Here is a 16,495-nt window from a genome sequence, read left to right as displayed (position 1 = left end):
ACAGCGGCGCTGTCATGGAGCCGACCGGGCGGACCGTCCGGTGGGCGAGGCGGAAAGGGCGGACGATGACCGTGGACGTGGCGGCGGAGCCGTGGACCGGACGGAGCGACGGGGACGGCGACGACGTGCTGCGCTGGCACCACGTGACCACGCCGCTGACCGGCGCGGACGCGCCCCGGGACGCCGCGTTCGTCGGCTTCCGCAGCGATGAGGGCGTCCGCCGCAACCAGGGGCGGCCGGGTGCGGCCGGCGGCCCCGTGGCGCTGCGGTCCGCGCTCGCCTCCGTGGCGCTGCCCGCGCCGCTGCGCGCCGTGGACGCCGGGGACGTCGTGGTCGGCGACGGCGACCTGGAGGACGGGCAGCGGCGGCTGGGCGAGGCGGTCACCGCGCTGCTCGACGCGGGCGGCCCGGTGGCGGTCCTCGGCGGCGGCCACGAGGTGGCGTACGGCACGTACCTGGGGCTGGCCGGGAGCCGCGCGGTGCGAGGCGGGGCGCGGCTCGGGGTGCTCAACCTCGACGCCCACTTCGATCTGCGCGACGCACCGCGGCCCAGCTCCGGCACGCCGTTCCTCCAGATGGCGCGGGACGAGGAGCGTCAGGGACGGCGGCTGGACTACCGGGTGCTGGGGATCAGCCGCCTGAGCAACACCGAGCGGCTGTTCCGCACCGCGGACCGGCTCGGGGTGCACTACCTGGAGGACACCGACTGCGGACTGCTCTCCCTGGCCCGCGTCGAGGCGTTCGCCGGGGCGTTCCTCGACGCCTGCGACCTCGTCCACCTCAGCATCGATCTGGACGTGCTGCCCGCGGCGGCGGCGCCGGGCGTCAGCGCGCCCGCCGCGTACGGCGTGCCGATGGAGGTCGTGGAGCGGGTCGTCACGGCGGTGGCGGCGAGCGGGAAGCTGGCGGTGGTCGACGTCGCGGAGCTCAACCCGGACCTCGACATCGACGCCCGTACCGCCCGCGCCGGTGCCCGGCTGGTGCACCGCGCGCTCACCGGGACGCCGGAGGCACGGGGGCGGCGCGGCTGACGCCGGAACCGTCCCGTGCGCGGTGTCCCGCCGCGCACGGGGCCCGGCGGGTGACGCCTCACACCGGTGCCGGCGCCCCCGCCTCCGGGACGTCGGCCTCCGCGCCCGGTCCGGGCTTGGCGTCGGGGACGGCGCGCGGTGACTGCGGTGCGGTCAGCGGGGTCGCGCGGGCGGCGCCGACGCGCCGGGTGAACCACACGACCTTGCCGTCGTCGGTGGGGCAGGTGCCCCAGCTGTCGCTGAGTGCGGCGACGGCGGCCAGCCCGCCGCCCTGGGCGCTGTCCAGCCGCGCCATCCGCGGACCGCGGTCGGCAACCGAGACGGTCAGATGGCGGCCGCTCCAGCGGACCTCGACGACGCACATCGCGTCCGGTCCGACGTGCCGCCGGACGTGGTCCAGCAGCTCGACCAGCCCGCGGCAGGCGGCCGGTATCTCCGCCGCCAGTCGCCAGTGGCGCAGATGCGCGGCCACGATGCGCCGGATCTGCGGCACCCGCTCCGCGGTGACCCGCAGCTCGGCCGCGTAGCGACGGTGGGCGGTGACAGTCATGGTCATGGCTCCTTCACACACGGCTCACCCGCCTCCCCCGGAAAGAAACACGGAGGGTGAGCTTTCGTCACTGACGGGTGAAGGTCATCGTCACCCGGGCGGCCACCGCCCGCAACCGGGGGAGCCGCCCGCAGCGCCGTCCCGCGCGGGCCGTCACGGCAGATGCGGCAGCACGGCGTCGGGTGTCAGCGGCAGGGTGCGCAGGCGGACGCCGAGGGCGTGGTGCACGGCGTTGCCGACCGCCGCGGCGGCGCCGACGATGCCGATCTCACCGATGCCCTTGCTGCCCATCGGGTTGAGATGCGGATCGCCCTCGTCGAGCCAGTGCGCCTCGATCGTGTGGACGTCGGCGCAGACCGGGACGTGGTACGAGGCCAGATCGCGTTCGGTGAAGCCGCCGACGACGGGGTCCATGGTGCTGTGCTCGGTGAGCGCCATGCCGATGCCCATCGCCATCCCGCCGATGAACTGCGAGCGCGCGGTACGGGGGTTGAGGATCCGCCCGGCCGCGAACATGCCGAGCATCCGGCGCACCCGCACCTCGCCGGTGACGGTGTCGACCTGCACCTCGGCGAAGTGGGCGCCGAACGCGTGCCGGGCGTAGGGCGATCCGGCGGCGATCTCCTCCCGCGTGTCCGCCGCGACCGCCAACCCCTCCCGGGGCAGCGGGTGTTGACGATTACTCAGGTCTTCGCGCAGGGCGCGGCACGCCTTGTGGACGGCCCAGCCCCAGGAGCCGGTGCCGGAGGAGCCCCCGGCCAGGAACGCATCGGGCAGATCGCTGCGGCCGATCTCGACGCGGACCCGCTCCTCCGGGACGCCGAGCGCCTCGGCGGCGATCTGCCCGAGGACGGTACGGGCACCGGTGCCGATGTCGGTGGCGTTGATCCGGACGCGGAAACCGCCGTCCGGCGCGGCGTGCGCCTCGGCGGACGAGGGGAAGATCAGCACCGGATAGGTGGCCGCGGCGACGCCGGTACCCAGCAGCAGATCGCCGTCGCGCCGTACGCCGGGGCGCGGGTCGCGGGGGCGCCAGCCGAAGCGGTCCGCGCCCTCCCGCAGCGCCCGGGTCAGGCCCCGGCTGCTGAACGGGCGGCCGGTGTCCGGTTCGGTCGCCGGTTCGTTGCGCAGCCGCAGTTCGACCGGGTCGAGGTCGAGGAGGACGGCGAGTTCGTCCATCGCCGACTCCAGGGCGTACATGCCGGGTGCCTCGCCCGGGGCGCGCATCCACGACGGGCTCGGCACGTCCAGCGCCACCACGCGGTGCACGGTGCGGCTGTGCGGCGAGGTGTACATCACCCGGGCGGGGACCGCCGCCTGCTCGACGAACTCCTTGACCGTCGAGGTGTGGGTGACCACCTCGTGCGCGAGGGCGGTGAGCACACCGTCGGCCCCGGCGCCCAGCCGCACCCGCTGCACGGTGGGCGCCCGGTGCCCCACCACGGCGGGCATCTCCCGGCGCGGCAGGGCGAGCGTGACGGGACGGCCGGTGACCCGGGCGGCCATCGCGGCGAGGACCGCCTGCGGGCGGAGGGTGCCCTTGGAGCCGAAGCCGCCGCCGACGTGCTCGGAGACGACCGTGACATCCCGGGGGTCCAGCCCGAACAGCGCGGCGAGGTCGTCCCGCGCCTTGGTCGACCCCTGGGTGGAGTCGTGGACGGTGAGATGTCCGCCGTCCCACCACGCGGTGGCGGCGTGCGGCTCCATGGGGTGGTTGTGCAGCGCGGTCAGGGTGTACGTCGCGTCGACGGTGACCAGCGCACCGGCGTACGCCGCGTCGAAGTCGCCGCGCTCGCGCGTCCCCGGATAGCCGCCGTTGACCTCCTTGGGCAGATAGAGGCCCGGATGGTCCGGGGTGAGGGTGACGTCGTGCTCCTCGGCGGCGTACGTGAGGCGAACGGCCTCGGCGGCGGCGCGGGCCGATTCGAGAGTGTCGGCGACGGCGAGCGCGACGTACCAGCCGCGGTGCGGGACGGCGGGCCCCTGGAGGACGGCGACGGCCGGGTCCTCGGGCGGCTCCAGACGTGGCGCGTTCTCGTGGGTGAGGACGGCGTGCACCCCGGGCAGGGCGAGGGCGTCCGCGGTGTCGACGGAGGTGATCCGGCCGCGTGCGACGGTGGCGGGCACCGGCCAGGCGTGGACGCGGTGCGGCGGGGCGTGCTCGGCGGCATAACGGGCGGCGCCGGTGACCTTGGCGCGGCCTTCGCGGCGGGCGGTGGGCGCCCCGAGCGGGTGGCGGGGCGCCTCCGGGGGAACGGGCTGCGGATCGTGGCTCATGGGCGCGTCCTCACAGGGCGTCGGTGCGGGCGCCGCGCGGCGGGGCGCCCGCGGGGTCAGCGGTGGCGGGCGGCGAGTGCGCCCAGGACGGAGACGGTCAGCCGTCGGGCCAGCGGCACCTTGAAGCCGTTGTCGCGCAGCGGCCGGGCGGCGGACAGTTCGGCGTCGGCGGCGCGGCCGAAGGTGTCGGCGGTGGCCGGGGCGCCGCGCAGCGCCTCCTCCGCGGCGGTGGCGCGCCAGGGCCGGTGCGCCAGCCCGCCGTAGGCGAGCGCCGCGTGGTGCACCACACCGTCGCGGACCTCCAGCAGCGCGGCGACGGAGACCAGCGCGAAGGCGTACGAGGCGCGGTCGCGGGCCTTGCGGTAGCGCCCGTGGGCCAGGGGCGGCGGCGGGGGCAGCCGCACCGCGGTGATCAGTTCGCCGGGCTCCAGCACCGTGTCCCGCTCCGGATGCTCGCCCGGCAGCCGGTGGAGGGCGGTGACCGGGACGGTGCGGGCGCCGTCCGGGCCGGTCACCTCGACGGCGGCGTCCAGGGCGGCGAGGGCGACGGCCAGGTCGGAGGGGTGGGTGGCGACGCAGTGCGCGGAATGCCCGAGGACGGCGAGGTCGCGGTGGACGCCCTCGACGGCGGGGCAACCGCTGCCCGGCTCCCGCTTGTTGCACGGCGTGGAGACGTCCTGGAAGTAGGAGCAGCGGGTGCGCTGGAGGAGGTTGCCACCGGTGGTCGCGGCGTTGCGCAGCTGCCCCGAGGCCCCTGCCAGCAGCGCCTGGGAGAGCACCGGGTAGCGCTCCTGGACGACAGGGGCGGCGGCGAGGTCGCTGTTGCGGACGGTGGCGCCGATGCGCAGCCCGCCGTCGGGCAGCTCCTCGATCCGGTCCAGCGGCAGCCGCCCGACGTCGATGAGCAGGTCGGGGGCGCACGCGCCCAGTTTCATCAGGTCGACGAGGTTGGTGCCGCCGCCGAGGAACGCGGCCCCGGGGTGCGCGGCCCGGGCGCGTACGGCCTCGTCGACGGTGTCGGGGCGCAGATAGGCGAAGGGTTTCACGATGCCGTCCTCCCGCCGCCGTTGACGGAGACGGCCCCGATGCCGTGGACGGTGTGCGGCACGGGAGGGGCGGCCGGGTGCGCGGTGGCGTCGCCGATCGCCTCGACGATGCGCGGATAGGCGCCGCAGCGGCAGAGGTTGCCGCTCATCCGCTCCCGGATCTCGTCGGCGGTCAGCTCCACCGGGGCGCCCGGAGTCACGGTGTCCGGGGTGACGTGGGAGGGATGGCCGTCGGCCGCCTCCTGGAGCATCCCGGCGGCCGAGCAGAGCTGGCCGGGTGTGCAGTAGCCGCACTGGAACGCGTCACGCTCCATGAAGGCGTGCTGGAGCGGGTGGAGGCCGTCGGCGTCGGCGAGCCCCTCGACGGTGGTGAGGGCGCTGCCGTCCAGCGCGACGGCGAGCAGCAGGCAGCTGTTGGCGCGCCACCCGTCGACGAGGACGGTGCAGGCGCCGCACTGTCCGTGATCGCAGCCCTTCTTCGTGCCGGTCAGCCCGAGGTGGACGCGGAGCGCGTCCAGGGCGGTGGTGCGGTGGTCGAGGGTCAGCCGGTGCGGTACGCCGTTGACGTGCAGGGTGACCGTGGAGCGGGTGGCTCCGGGCGGCGGTCCCGCGGCGTCGGGAGGGGATGCGGTGGGCTCCACGCGCTCGCCTTTCGGGCTGGGCCACGCGCCGCGGTACGCGGGCGCACGCGGCGGGGGGAGGTGCGGCTGCGGGACGGTCCGGCGGGGCTTCGCGGCCCCTCCGGCGGGTCTCCCGGCCGGAACCGGGCGGGCCGGTGCCGCCCGCACCGTCCGGACGCCCGCGCCCGGACCGGGCCGCGTCCGCCGGTGGCGGGTCCCCTCTGCCTATCAGGCGCGGTGGCCGCCCGCGCGGCGGCGCGGCCGTGCGGCGAGCGGCCTCGCCCGGCCGGTCCGGTGCCGTCCAGGTGACGGTCAGCGGTTCTCCAGCTGGAGCTGGACCTCCTGTTCCTGGTCCCCGGCGACGGTGCCGGTGACCCGTACGGCGAAGGCGGGGCGGAGGCTGTCCCGCAGCCGGGCCACCGCCCAGTAGCCGCCCTGGAGGCTGATGGAGACGGGCGCGGTCAGCCGCCGGGGGCCGGGCTCCGCCAGGAGGTCGGTCACGTCGAACGTCGAGGTCCACACGGTGGGGTGCGGACCGGCCACGGCGCGCGGCACGTCGTCCGGCGCCCGGTCGCACACGAAGGAGGTGCGCAGCGCGCTGAAGACGGCGTGCGCGTCCTCCGTCGCACAGTCGGTGACCTCGACGACGACCTCGGCCTCCGGGTGGTACGCCGACGACGGCTGCGGGGAACGCTCGTTGCCCTGCACCGGGCCCGGCTGCCCCGGCTGGTTCGCCTGCTGCGCGCTGTTCACGGTGGACCTTCCTCTCAGTGGGGACGACATCTCCAGGCTGACCCGCGCGCCGGGCACATGCGACCGGAGCCACCCGGAGCCGGGGACCGGCCCGCGGCGGACGGGTTCCTTCCGGGGCGCCCCCGGGGACGTCTGGTACGGACGGGTGGTCCGCCGCGGCGCGGGACGCCCCCCAGGGCTGTCCCGTAGGGAGGAACCATGGTCCGGCCACCGCTCGGCGGCGCCTGTGCGCCCGGGTTCGAGGGCGTGCGCACCGCATTCGAGCGGAACTTCACCGCCCACGGCGACCTCGGCGCGGCCGTCGCCGTGCTGCTGGACGGTGTCCCGGTCGTCGATCTGTGGGGCGGGTACGCGGACGCCGCCCGCACCCGCCGCTGGGAGCGGGACACCCTGGTGAACGTCTACTCCACGTCGAAGGGGATGACCGCGCTCTGCGCCCACCTCCTGGTGGACCGCGGCGCGTTGGACCTCGACGCGCCGGTGGCCCGGTACTGGCCGGACTTCGCACGGGGCGGCAAGGGCGAGCTGCCGGTCCGCTGGCTGCTGAGCCACCGCGCCGGGCTGATCGCCCCGCGCGCCCCACTGCCGCTGCCCGCCGCGTACGACCACGCACGGGTGTGCGCGGCGCTCGCCGCGACGGAGCCGTGGTGGGAGCCGGGGACCGCCCAGGGGTACCACGCGGTGACGTTCGGCTACCTGGTCGGCGAGGTGATCCGGCGGATCACCGGCCGCACGGCCGGGGCGTTCCTGCGCACGGAGATCGCCGGGCCGCTCGGCGCCCGGGTGTTCCTCGGCACCCCGGCGGCCGAACACCCGCGCTGTGCCGACATGGTGGGGCAGCTCGACGCGCGGCTGCTCGCGGAGCGGTATCCCGGTGTGCCGCGCCCGCCGCTGGCCTCGCTCGACGGGCATCCGCTGGCCGCGGCGGCGCTGAGCCTGCTGTCGGTCCCCACCGGCGACGTCAACAGCGCCACCTACCGCACGGCGGAGATCCCGGCGGGCAACGTCCACGCCTCCGCACACGGCCTGGCCACGGTGTACGCGGCGCTGGGCGGCACCACCCTGGTCGGGGCGGACACGCTGGCCGCGATGCGGCGCCCCCAGGGACGGCCGGGCGAACCGGACCTGGCGATGGGCCCGCTGGCACCGCCCGGCACCGACGTGCGCTGGGGCCTGGGCTACCTCCTCAACACCCAGGGCCGCGCAGGGCCGAACCCCCGCGCCTTCGGCCACGGCGGCGCCGGCGGCTCGTACGCCTTCACCGACCCGGAGAACGGCCTGGCGTACGCGTACGTCATGAACCGCTACGGCGGCGGCACCACTGGGGACGATCCGCGCCATGCCGGACTGGTCGCGGCCGTGTACGCGGCGCTCGGGGAGAGGGCGGGGGGCTGAGGCGGGGCGGGCCCCGCCCGGCGGGTCACAGACGGGCCTCCCTGGAGCGGCATTCGACATTTACCCCTATACCATCCACCGCGCAATAATGGGCTGATAAGGCACAGGCTGCCGGGTATGCCACCGATGAGGTCCCGCCGCCTGGGCCGTGGGGCCACGGAAGGATGTGGGTGGACATGGACCGCGAGGCCGAGACCGTTCATGAGGCGTACTCCTTCGTCTGTCTGCACTGCGGGCGCGGATGGGAAGAGCGCTACGAGATCCGGCACACCACCGACCTCTCGGGTCGGCGTCGCGCCGTGTACTACTCCGGAGGGGTCCACGTCCCCTCGCCGCTGTCCCGGACCGAGTGCCCCGCGTGCAATCTCGGCCCCCTCCGTATCCTGCGCCCCGGCCGGGTGGAGTCGGCGCGGCTTTTCCCGCACTGACCCCGCATCCGGGCCGGATGCGGCCACTGCGATTCGATAACGGGGCGCATTCGAGGTAATTCGCCCACCGACCAGTGCTTATGCTCAGCTCCGGCGGGGCGGGCCGGGCCGGCTCCCCGCCGCCCGTCCCACCCCTCGAACCGCCGGAGCACCCCTTGGCCGTGGACCCCCCGAAGCAACCCCTGAGCCCCCGCGTACTGGTCGTGCTCCCCTACGGCGTGATGGCCGTGGTCACCACGGTGGACGTCACCGCCGGGCCCGGGGTCGGGTTCCTGCCCCTCGTGTCGCTGGGGCCCGCGTTCGCCGGTCTGGTCGGCGGCTGGCGCCGCACGGCCGTGGTCGGCTCGGCCGCGTTTCTGCTCTGCCTGGGCCTCGGGATGTACGACGGGCTGTTCGAGGGCCGTCGCGGGCTGCCCGCGCTGCTGTCGGTGGCCGGGGTGACGGTGGCCGGTGTGGTGGCCGCGGTGATGCGCCAGCGGCGCGAGGCGGAGCTGGCCAACGTCCGCTCCATCGCGGAGGTCGCCCAGCGGGTCCTGCTGCGGCCGGTGCCGCGCGGCGCGGGGCCACTGCGGATCGCGGTCTCGTACACCTCGGCGGTGGCCGAGGCGCGGATCGGCGGCGATCTGTACGAGGTCGTGACCTCGCCCGGCGGCGTACGGATCATCGTCGGCGACGTCCAGGGCAAGGGCCTCGAAGCGGTGGAGAGCGCCGCGGTGGTGCTGGGCGCGTTCCGGGAGGCGGCCCACGACGAGGCGGAGCTGACCGCGGTCGGCGCGCGGGTGGAGCGGGCGCTGGGCCGCCATCTGGGCGGCGAACGGTTCGTGACGGCGGTGCTCGCGGAGATCGGCGACGGGCCGTCCGCGACGCTGCTGAACTTCGGCCACCCGGCGCCGCTGGTGGTGCGCGCCGGGGGCGCCGTGGACTTCGCCGCCCCGCCCGAACGCGCCCTGCCGCTCGGCCTCGCGGCGTACGCCGACGACGGCCCGAAGCCGCACACGGTGCCGTTCGCCCCCGGCGACCAGCTGCTCTTCTACACCGACGGGGTCACCGAGGCGCGGGACGGCGGCGGCCGGTTCTACCCGCTCGACACCCGCGCGACGCTGCTGAAGGACGACGATCCCGAGGAGGCGCTGCGCGCGGTGCGCGAGGACGTCGTCGCGCACGCCGAGGGCCCGCTCCACGACGATGCGGCGATGCTGCTGGTCCGCTACCGGGAGGCGCACGGCGACGACCGCTGAGGGGCGCCTTTCGCGCGGGCCGGGGACCGGCGGTCAGCGGCGGCGCGGGCTCCGGTGGCGGCGGCGCGGCAGCCGGCCGCGGATCTCCTCGGGCGGCAGGAAACGGGCCCACCGCTCCGGGTACTCGGCGGGCGGCAGCGGCTCGTCCGCGTCGTCCTCGTCGTCGTCCTCGTCGTCCGCCCCGTTGTCCTCGGTCTCGTCGCCGCACTCCTCGGGGGCGTCCTCGTGCTCCGCGGCCGCCTGAGCCGCCCGGCGTTCCTTCTCCGCGCGGGCCGCGGCCGTCGCCACCGAGGGCCAGACGCGGTCCGTCGCGGCGTTCGTCGCGGCGCCGACGAGGACCGCGAACGCCGAGACCCCGATCCACAGCAGCACCGCGACCGGCGCCGCCAGCGACCCGTAGATCGTCGGGCCCTCGACCGTCGCGGTCAGGTAGATCCGCAGCAGGAAGCTGCCCAGCACCCACATCGCGAGGGCCACCACCGCGCCCGGGATGTCCTCCTGCCAGGGCGAACGGACCGGCACCGACACGTGGTAGAGCGTGGTGAGGAAGGCCACCGACAGCAGCAGGACGACCGGCCAGTACAGCGCCCGGATGACGTCCGCGCTCGCCGGGAGCCAGTGCACCAGGGTGTCCGGGCCCACCACCATCAGCGGCAGCGCGACGGCGCCGACGACCAGCGCGCCCAGGTAGAGCACGAACGCCAGCAGCCGGGTCCGCACGATGCCGCGGCGGCCGTCCAGCCCGTACATGATCGTGATGGTGTCGACGAAGACGTTCAGGGCGCGCGAGCCGGACCACAGGGCGAGGGCGAAGCCGAGGGAGATGACGTCGGGACGGCGGCCGGTGAAGACGTCGTCGAGCAGCGGCCGGGCGATCTCGTTGACGCCCTGGTAGGAGAGGACGGCGGACGACGCGTGGAGAATCTGCTCCCGGACGCCGTCGATGGTGGCCCGCCCGATCCAGGGCTCCAGGTAGCCGAGCAGACCGATGAGCCCGAGCAGCAGCGGCGGCAGCGACAGCAGGCAGAAGAAGGCCGCCTCGGCGGCGAGACCGGTCACCCGGTACGTCATGCAGCTGTGGACGACGTCCTTGAGGAGCAGCCAGCCCAGCCGCCGCTTGGAGACGTTGCGATAGAGGACCCTGGCCCTGGTCAGGCGGCCCTCGGGCCGCTCGGTCGGTTCGTTCTCCGGCTGCACCCGCCCACCGTATCCGGGCGGTTGGACGGACGGCGGCGGAGCCCGCGCAGCTCCGCACCGGCCTCAGGGCCGGGCGCCGGGCGGCCCGCCGCGGCGTTCGCGCAGCGCCGCCTCGATGACCACGTACAACTCCTCGTCCGGCACGTCGGGCCGGAAGCCGACGAGGACGCCGCGGGCCTCGTAGTAGCGGATCGCACGGTAGGCGTCGCCGACGCCGCCGACCACGGTCCGCAGATGCACCATCAGATCGGCGAAGGCGAGCGCCGGGGGCGGGCCGCCGGCCCCGGCGAAGCGGGCGAGCAGGCGGGGCGCGGCGTCGACGACGTAACCGGCGGGCGGTGGGCACGGCGCCGCCAGGATGTCGGCGGCGGCGCGGCGCGGGACGCGGTAGTGCGCGGCCAGCCGGTCGGCGCGCGCCGCGCGCAGCCGTCGATCGGCGCCGAGCACCACGACGCGCGCAGCCGCGGCGTCCCTGGCGGCGTTCATGGTGATCTCCCTCCCGCACCGGTGCGGTGTGCCCCCGTACGGCAGCACTCCGGCAACGTCGCCCCGCCCCTGCATGTTCCCGTACGGCAACGTCCTTCCGCCCGGGGTGGCGTGACGTTTCAGCACCCCGTCACGTGCCCCTCGCACCGGTGCCCGTCGTCCCGTACGGGCGCGGTGCCGCGGGTCGGCCGCGGAGTGGTGTCGGGGGCGGCCGGCCGGAACCGCGGGGGACGGTGCCCCGCCGGCCGCCCGGAACACGTTCCCCGGGAACACCGGGGGTCACCATGGTTGCGCTCCGTTGCACCGGCTCGGTGCAATGGGCTCTCCCGTACGCCGCCCGACGGCACCACGGCCCGAACGGGAGGCCCGGCACACGGAGAGCTGCGTGGGCGAGAGACCGACCGACGGCGTCACGGGGCCCCATGGCACCCACGCCGGCGCCCGCCGCCTCGCCGCGCTCCGGGAGGCGACGCTCTCCGGCGACGGGACACCGGAGCCGCGCGCCGTCATCGACGCGTCCTGGCGCCGGGTCCGCGGCTGCGGTGTCGATCCGGACCACGACCGACGCGAACGCCCCCTGAACGTCGCCGAGTTGGAGCACCGCCCGTACCGCTTCGCCGACGGCATCGTCCCGGAGCTGCGGCTGCCACCGGACCCGGGGCAGTTGCTGCCGCATTCGGTGGCTCCGGGGGTGCGGGCGGCCAGAGGGGCTGAGGGCGGGGTGGGGTAGGCCGGGGCCACCGGGCCGGATCGCGGCGGCGCGCGGCGCTTTCGGGTGGCGGGCCCCGCACCCGGCCGGGCGAGTCCCGCGCCGGGCCGGGGCGGCTTCCGGCTGAGCCGGGGCGGGGCGGCACATGGAGCTTCCTGGCGACGGGGCTCGTGCCGGGCCGGGGTGGCGCGCGGCGCTTCCACGTGACGGGCCCCACGCCGGGCCGTGCCGGGCCGGGGCGCGCCGCCGCGAGAACGCGCCCCCTCCACGCCCGCGCGCATCCCCTCCCCCGATCGCCCCGCCCCGATCGCCCGCCCCTCCCCGCGCGCCTACGGTGCCGGGAGCGGAGCGCGGTGGTGGGCGGAGGGAGTGCGATGAGCCTGATGGCGGGGTGGCCGGAGGAGCGGCGCCCGGAGCCGGAGGCCCGGCGGCGGCCGTGGGGTGCGCTCGCGCTGATCGCGCTGACGGGGATCTTCCTGATGCGTACGGGGCTGCCGGACCGGCCCGGCGGCCCGCCGCGGCCGGGTCCCGCGCACGCCGCGCCCGCCGACCACGCTCCGGCCGCGCGGCCGTTGCCGCGGTCCGTCCCCGACCGGGTGGTGATCCCGGCGCTCCAGGTGTCCGCCCCGGTGATCGCGCGCGGGCTGGACGCGCACGGCGCGATCGAGGCACCGCCGTCCGCCGACACCCGCGTCACCGGCTGGTACAAGGGCGCCCCGACCCCCGGCGAACGCGGCACCGCCGTCCTCGTCGGCCACGTCGACAGCTACACCGGCCCCGCGGTCTTCTACGGCCTCGGCGGGCTGAAGCGGGGCGCCGCCGTCGAGGTCCGCCGCCGGGACGGCCGCCGCGCGGTCTTCGCCGTCTACTCCGTGCGGACCTTCGCCAAGGACCGCTTCCCCGCCGAGCAGGTCTACGGTTCCGCCGGCCGGCCCGAGCTACGCCTGCTGACCTGCGGCGGCACCTACCACGCGGGCTCCGGGTACGCCGGTAACGTCGTCGTCTTCGCCCGGCTCGTCGCGCCCGGCGGCGGGCATCCGGCAACCCCCTCGGCCACGCCCGGAGCCCCATGATTGGCTGCCGCCATGAGCAGCAGCATCACCGTCACCACCTGGTACCTCGAACAGACCGCGCCGGGCGATCTGACGCCCGCCGCCGAGCCGCCCGCCGCGCGGGGCGTCCGTATCGTGTGTGCGCAGCGCCCCCTGCCGGAGTTCAGCCGGTTCCTCTACTCCGCCGTCGGCGGCGACATCCTGTGGACCGACCGGCTGGCGTGGCCGTACGCGCGGTGGGCGGAGTATCTGTCGCGGCCCGGCGTGGAGACCTGGGTGGCGTACGCGCACGGGAGTCCGGCGGGCTTCATCGAGCTGGACGGGACGTCCGACGGCGTCACCGAGATCGCCTACTTCGGGCTGATCCCGGCGTTCCGCGGGCAGGGCATCGGCGGCCATCTGCTGTCGTTCGGCACCGCGCGGGCCTGGGATCTCGCCGAGCGCCACGAGGGGCGGCCGCCGACGCGGCGGGTGTGGGTGCACACCTGCAGCAAGGACGGCCGCCACGCGCTCCGCAACTACGAGCGGCGGGGCTTCGGGCTGTACGACACCACGGTCGAGCAGGAGGCCGCGGCCGGGACGCCGGGGCCGTGGCCGGGCGCCGGGAACATCGCCCTTCCCGCCTGGGAGGGCGCGCCCCGTCCGGTGTGACGGGACCCGCCGTGCCGGGGCGCGCCGCTCTCCCGCGTGCCCCGGTACGGCACATCCGTAGGGCACGATGACCGCGTGACCAAGACCACAGCATCTCGCGATCCGGGACATTGCTGTCCAAATTTCGGACGATGGTGGACTGTCGCGAGAACGGCGTGCCACGCTGCGGTCATGTCTCGAACAGGAATTGCGTTGGTGAGCCGACTCCACGTCGACCTCGGCCGCCTGTCCAGCGCGATCTGTCCGGCGCGCTGACGCTGCATCGGCCAGGGGTCACCGCCCCGGCAGCACCGCCGGCACCACCCGTCGCACCCGCCGTCCCCGTCGTCGCGGACGCCCCGAGACCTCACCTCCCCCCTTCACGACGCGCCGCCGCGCGCCGCCCTTCTGCGTGTCCACGCAGGTCACCGCGGGTTTTCCCGTGCCCTCCCGCCTCCCTTGAGTCGCCCCGAAGGACGTACATCCATGGCCGCCACCCCGGAACGACCCGCAGCTGCCACGACCCGCCGCAAGGCCGGACGCCACCGCGGCGAGGGCCAGTGGGCCGCAGGTCACTTCACCCCTCTCAACGGCAACGAGCAGTTCAAGAAGGACGACGACGGTCTCAATGTGCGGACACGCATTGAGACGATCTACGCTCGGCGCGGTTTCGACTCCATCGACCCCAACGACCTGCGCGGGCGGATGCGTTGGTGGGGCCTCTACACCCAGCGCCGCCCCGGCATCGACGGCGGCAAGACCGCGGTGCTGGAGCCGGAGGAGCTGGACGACGAGTTCTTCATGCTGCGGGTACGGATCGACGGCGGGCGGCTGACCACCGATCAGCTGCGGGTCATCGGCGAGATCTCCCAGGAGTTCGCGCGCGGCACCGCCGACATCACCGACCGGCAGAACGTCCAGTTCCACTGGATCCGCATCGAGGACGTCCCGGAGATCTGGCGGCGCCTGGAGGGCGTCGGCCTGTCCACCACCGAGGCGTGCGGCGACACCCCGCGCGCCATCCTCGGCTCACCGGTCGCCGGGATCGCCGAGGACGAGATCATCGACGGCACGCCGGTCATCGAGGAGATCCACCGCCGGATCGTCGGCAACCCCGCATTCTCCAACCTCCCCCGGAAGTTCAAGACCGCGGTCTCCGGCTCCCCGCTGCTGGATGTCGCCCACGAGATCAACGACATCTCGCTGGTCGGCGTCGTCCACCCGGAGCTGGGCCCCGGCTTCGACGTCTGGGTCGGCGGCGGGCTCTCCACCAACCCCAAGCTCGGCGTGCGGCTCGGTGCCTGGGTCTCCGCCGAGGAGGCTGCCGAGGTCCACGAGGGCGTCCTCTCGATCTTCCGCGACTACGGCTACCGGCGGCTGCGCACCCGCGCCCGGCTGAAGTTCCTCGTCGCCGACTGGGGCCCGGAGAAGTTCCGCCAGGTGCTGGAGGACGAGTACCTGGGCCGCACACTGCACGACGGCCCGGCCCCGGCCGAGCCCGCGCAGCGCTGGCGCGACCACGTCGGCGTGCACCGCCAGAAGGACGGCCGGTTCTACGTCGGCTTCGCCCCGCGTGTCGGCCGGGTGGACGGCGCCACCCTCACCAAGATCGCCGAACTGGCCGCCGTCCACGGCTCGGGCCGGGTCCGCACCACCGCCGAGCAGAAGATGCTCGTCCTCGACCTCACCGAGGACCGCGTCGACCCGCTCGTCGCCGGTCTGGAGGCGCTGGACCTGCGGGTGACCCCGTCGCCGTTCCGCCGCGGGACGATGGCCTGCACCGGTATCGAGTTCTGCAAGCTGGCCATCGTCGAGACCAAGGGCCGCGGCGCGTCCCTCATCGACGAGCTGGAGCGCCGCCTTCCCGACTTCGACGAGCCCGTCACCATCAACCTCAACGGCTGCCCGAACGCCTGCGCCCGTATCCAGGTCGCGGACATCGGTCTCAAGGGCCAGCTGATGCTGGACGAGAGCGGCGAGCAGGTCGAGGGCTACCAGGTGCACCTGGGTGGCGCGCTGGGGCTTCAGGCGGGCTTCGGCCGCAAGGTCCGCGGGCTGAAGGTCACCGCCGCCGAACTCCCCGACTACATCGAGCGGCTGCTCACCGCCTTCACCGAGCAGCGCACCGAGGGCGAGCGGTTCGCCCAGTGGGTGGGCCGCGCGGAAGAGGGTGCGCTGAAGTGAGCGAACGCGCCGCGCCATTCCACTGCCCGTACTGCGGCGACGAGGACCTGCGCCCCTCCGAGACGCCTTCGGAGCGGGGCACCGGGGCCGCGTGGGAGTGCCGCGCCTGCAACCGCGCCTTCCGGCTGAAGTTCCTCGGCCTGCTGTCGCAGGGCCTCGCCGCCCCGTCCCCGTCCGATGGATCCGCCGGAGGTGCCCCGTGACCACCGCGTCCGCACTGCCGCAGCTCGCCGAGCGCGCGGGCCGCGACCTGGAGGAGGCCGATCCGCTCGCCATCCTCCGGTGGGCCGCGGAGACCTTCGGGCCGCGTTTCTGCGTCACCTCCTCCATGGAGGACGCGGTCGTCGCCCACCTCGCCTCGCGCGTCGCGCCCGGCGTGGACGTCGTCTTCCTCGACACCGGCTACCACTTCCCCGAAACGCTCGGCACCCGGGACGCGGTCGCCGCGGTCATGGACGTCCACGTCCGCACGCTCACGCCCCGGCAGACGGTGGCCGAACAGGACGCCGCGTACGGGCCGCAGCTGCACGCCCGCGACCCGGACCTGTGCTGCGCGCTGCGGAAGGTCAAGCCGCTGGAGGAGGGGCTGGCCGGGTACGACGCCTGGGCCACCGGGCTGCGCCGCGACGAGTCGCCGACCCGCGCCCACACGCCCGTCGTCGGCTGGGACGCCCGGCGGGGCAAGGTGAAGGTCTCGCCGATCGCCCGCTGGACGCAGGCGGACGTCGACGCGTACGTCGCCGAGCACGGCGTGCTCACCAACCCGCTGCTCCAGGACGGCTACGCCTCCGTCGGCTGCGCCCCGTGCACCCGCCGGGTGCGCACCGGCGAGGACGCGCGGGCCGGGCGCTGGGCCGGGAGCAACAAGACCGAGTGCGGACTGCACGGATGACCGACCG

18 protein-coding genes are annotated in these 16,495 nt (G+C 75.4%); 11 read left to right on the top strand and 7 right to left on the bottom strand.

Annotated elements, in window-relative coordinates:
• The first annotated feature begins 65 nt into the window (after positions 1 to 65).
• Positions 66 to 1,031 carry a formimidoylglutamase gene (gene hutG / locus OG422_RS24975; protein WP_143942353.1) on the top strand — a complete coding sequence of 322 codons (966 nt, stop codon included), beginning with the start codon at positions 66 to 68 and terminating at the stop codon, positions 1,029 to 1,031.
• 58 nt (positions 1,032 to 1,089) lie between these two features.
• Here the strand turns inward: hutG and OG422_RS24970 are convergent, their stop codons facing one another.
• From OG422_RS24970 to OG422_RS24950, 5 genes are all read right to left on the bottom strand, one after another.
• Positions 1,090 to 1,587 (bottom strand): ATP-binding protein, encoded by a 498-nt coding sequence (locus OG422_RS24970; protein ID WP_143942354.1) that lies wholly within the window; start codon positions 1,585 to 1,587, stop codon positions 1,090 to 1,092.
• A gap of 147 nt (positions 1,588 to 1,734) precedes the next feature.
• Complete coding sequence (locus OG422_RS24965) at positions 1,735 to 3,858, bottom strand: xanthine dehydrogenase family protein molybdopterin-binding subunit (protein WP_405745785.1); 2,124 nt, start codon at positions 3,856 to 3,858, stop codon at positions 1,735 to 1,737.
• 56 nt (positions 3,859 to 3,914) lie between these two features.
• Positions 3,915 to 4,904 (bottom strand): FAD binding domain-containing protein, encoded by a 990-nt coding sequence (locus OG422_RS24960; protein WP_405745783.1) that lies wholly within the window; start codon positions 4,902 to 4,904, stop codon positions 3,915 to 3,917.
• Positions 4,901 to 5,545, bottom strand: a complete 645-nt coding sequence (locus OG422_RS24955; RefSeq protein ID WP_143942357.1) for a 2Fe-2S iron-sulfur cluster-binding protein — start codon at positions 5,543 to 5,545, stop codon at positions 4,901 to 4,903. Before OG422_RS24955 ends, OG422_RS24960 begins: the two co-directional genes overlap by 4 nt.
• Before the next feature lie 291 nt (positions 5,546 to 5,836).
• Positions 5,837 to 6,277, bottom strand: a complete 441-nt coding sequence (locus OG422_RS24950) for a hypothetical protein (RefSeq protein WP_405745780.1) — start codon at positions 6,275 to 6,277, stop codon at positions 5,837 to 5,839.
• Positions 6,278 to 6,475: 198 nt separating this feature from the next.
• Here OG422_RS24950 and OG422_RS24945 point away from each other — a divergent pair, with 198 nt between their 5' ends.
• The 3 genes from OG422_RS24945 (at position 6,476) to OG422_RS24935 (ending at position 9,338) form a co-directional block, all read left to right on the top strand.
• Positions 6,476 to 7,672 carry a serine hydrolase domain-containing protein gene (locus OG422_RS24945; protein WP_405745778.1) on the top strand — a complete coding sequence of 399 codons (1,197 nt, stop codon included), beginning with the start codon at positions 6,476 to 6,478 and terminating at the stop codon, positions 7,670 to 7,672.
• Between the two features lie 176 nt (positions 7,673 to 7,848).
• Positions 7,849 to 8,100: a hypothetical protein gene (locus OG422_RS24940; RefSeq protein ID WP_251076930.1), complete on the top strand. Its 252-nt coding sequence runs from the start codon at positions 7,849 to 7,851 to the stop codon at positions 8,098 to 8,100.
• Positions 8,101 to 8,321: 221 nt separating this feature from the next.
• Positions 8,322 to 9,338 carry a PP2C family protein-serine/threonine phosphatase gene (locus OG422_RS24935; RefSeq protein ID WP_405747973.1) on the top strand — a complete coding sequence of 339 codons (1,017 nt, stop codon included), beginning with the start codon at positions 8,322 to 8,324 and terminating at the stop codon, positions 9,336 to 9,338.
• Between the two features lie 33 nt (positions 9,339 to 9,371).
• On the opposite strand, the gene OG422_RS24930 is transcribed toward OG422_RS24935, so the two are convergent.
• The gene (locus OG422_RS24930) at positions 9,372 to 10,535 is read right to left on the bottom strand and encodes a YihY/virulence factor BrkB family protein (RefSeq protein ID WP_405745774.1); all 1,164 of its coding nucleotides are present in this window, start codon (positions 10,533 to 10,535) and stop codon (positions 9,372 to 9,374) included.
• Positions 10,536 to 10,598: 63 nt separating this feature from the next.
• Entirely contained in the window at positions 10,599 to 11,021 is a 423-nt protein-coding gene (locus tag OG422_RS24925; RefSeq protein ID WP_143944529.1) for a hypothetical protein, read from the bottom strand.
• Positions 11,022 to 11,406: 385 nt separating this feature from the next.
• Between OG422_RS24925 and OG422_RS24920 the strand changes: the two genes are divergently transcribed.
• The 7 genes from OG422_RS24920 to OG422_RS24890 all read left to right on the top strand — a co-directional run bounded on the left by OG422_RS24920 (position 11,407) and on the right by OG422_RS24890 (position 16,488).
• Positions 11,407 to 11,751 carry a hypothetical protein gene (locus OG422_RS24920; RefSeq protein WP_405745771.1) on the top strand — a complete coding sequence of 115 codons (345 nt, stop codon included), beginning with the start codon at positions 11,407 to 11,409 and terminating at the stop codon, positions 11,749 to 11,751.
• Between the two features lie 353 nt (positions 11,752 to 12,104).
• A complete protein-coding gene (locus OG422_RS24915; protein ID WP_405745769.1) occupies positions 12,105 to 12,803 on the top strand; it encodes a class F sortase in 699 nt (232 codons plus the stop codon).
• Between the two features lie 12 nt (positions 12,804 to 12,815).
• Positions 12,816 to 13,433: a GNAT family N-acetyltransferase gene (locus tag OG422_RS24910; RefSeq protein ID WP_143940545.1), complete on the top strand. Its 618-nt coding sequence runs from the start codon at positions 12,816 to 12,818 to the stop codon at positions 13,431 to 13,433.
• A gap of 171 nt (positions 13,434 to 13,604) precedes the next feature.
• Complete coding sequence (locus OG422_RS24905) at positions 13,605 to 13,688, top strand: putative leader peptide (protein WP_345085877.1); 84 nt, start codon at positions 13,605 to 13,607, stop codon at positions 13,686 to 13,688.
• 210 nt (positions 13,689 to 13,898) lie between these two features.
• The gene (locus OG422_RS24900) at positions 13,899 to 15,596 is read left to right on the top strand and encodes a nitrite/sulfite reductase (RefSeq protein ID WP_405745765.1); all 1,698 of its coding nucleotides are present in this window, start codon (positions 13,899 to 13,901) and stop codon (positions 15,594 to 15,596) included.
• The gene (locus OG422_RS24895) at positions 15,593 to 15,799 is read left to right on the top strand and encodes a hypothetical protein (RefSeq protein ID WP_143940547.1); all 207 of its coding nucleotides are present in this window, start codon (positions 15,593 to 15,595) and stop codon (positions 15,797 to 15,799) included. The genes OG422_RS24900 and OG422_RS24895 overlap by 4 nt, the downstream gene beginning before the upstream one ends.
• Positions 15,796 to 16,488 carry a phosphoadenylyl-sulfate reductase gene (locus tag OG422_RS24890; RefSeq protein ID WP_143940548.1) on the top strand — a complete coding sequence of 231 codons (693 nt, stop codon included), beginning with the start codon at positions 15,796 to 15,798 and terminating at the stop codon, positions 16,486 to 16,488. Before OG422_RS24895 ends, OG422_RS24890 begins: the two co-directional genes overlap by 4 nt.
• The last annotated feature ends 7 nt before the right edge of the window (positions 16,489 to 16,495 follow it).

The organism is Streptomyces sp. NBC_01525 (assembly GCF_045040405.1).
GTDB lineage: Bacteria > Actinomycetota > Actinomycetes > Streptomycetales > Streptomycetaceae > Streptomyces > Streptomyces benahoarensis.
The sequence above is the reverse complement of the archived record's forward strand: the minus strand, read 5'-3'. Positions and strand labels throughout refer to the sequence as shown.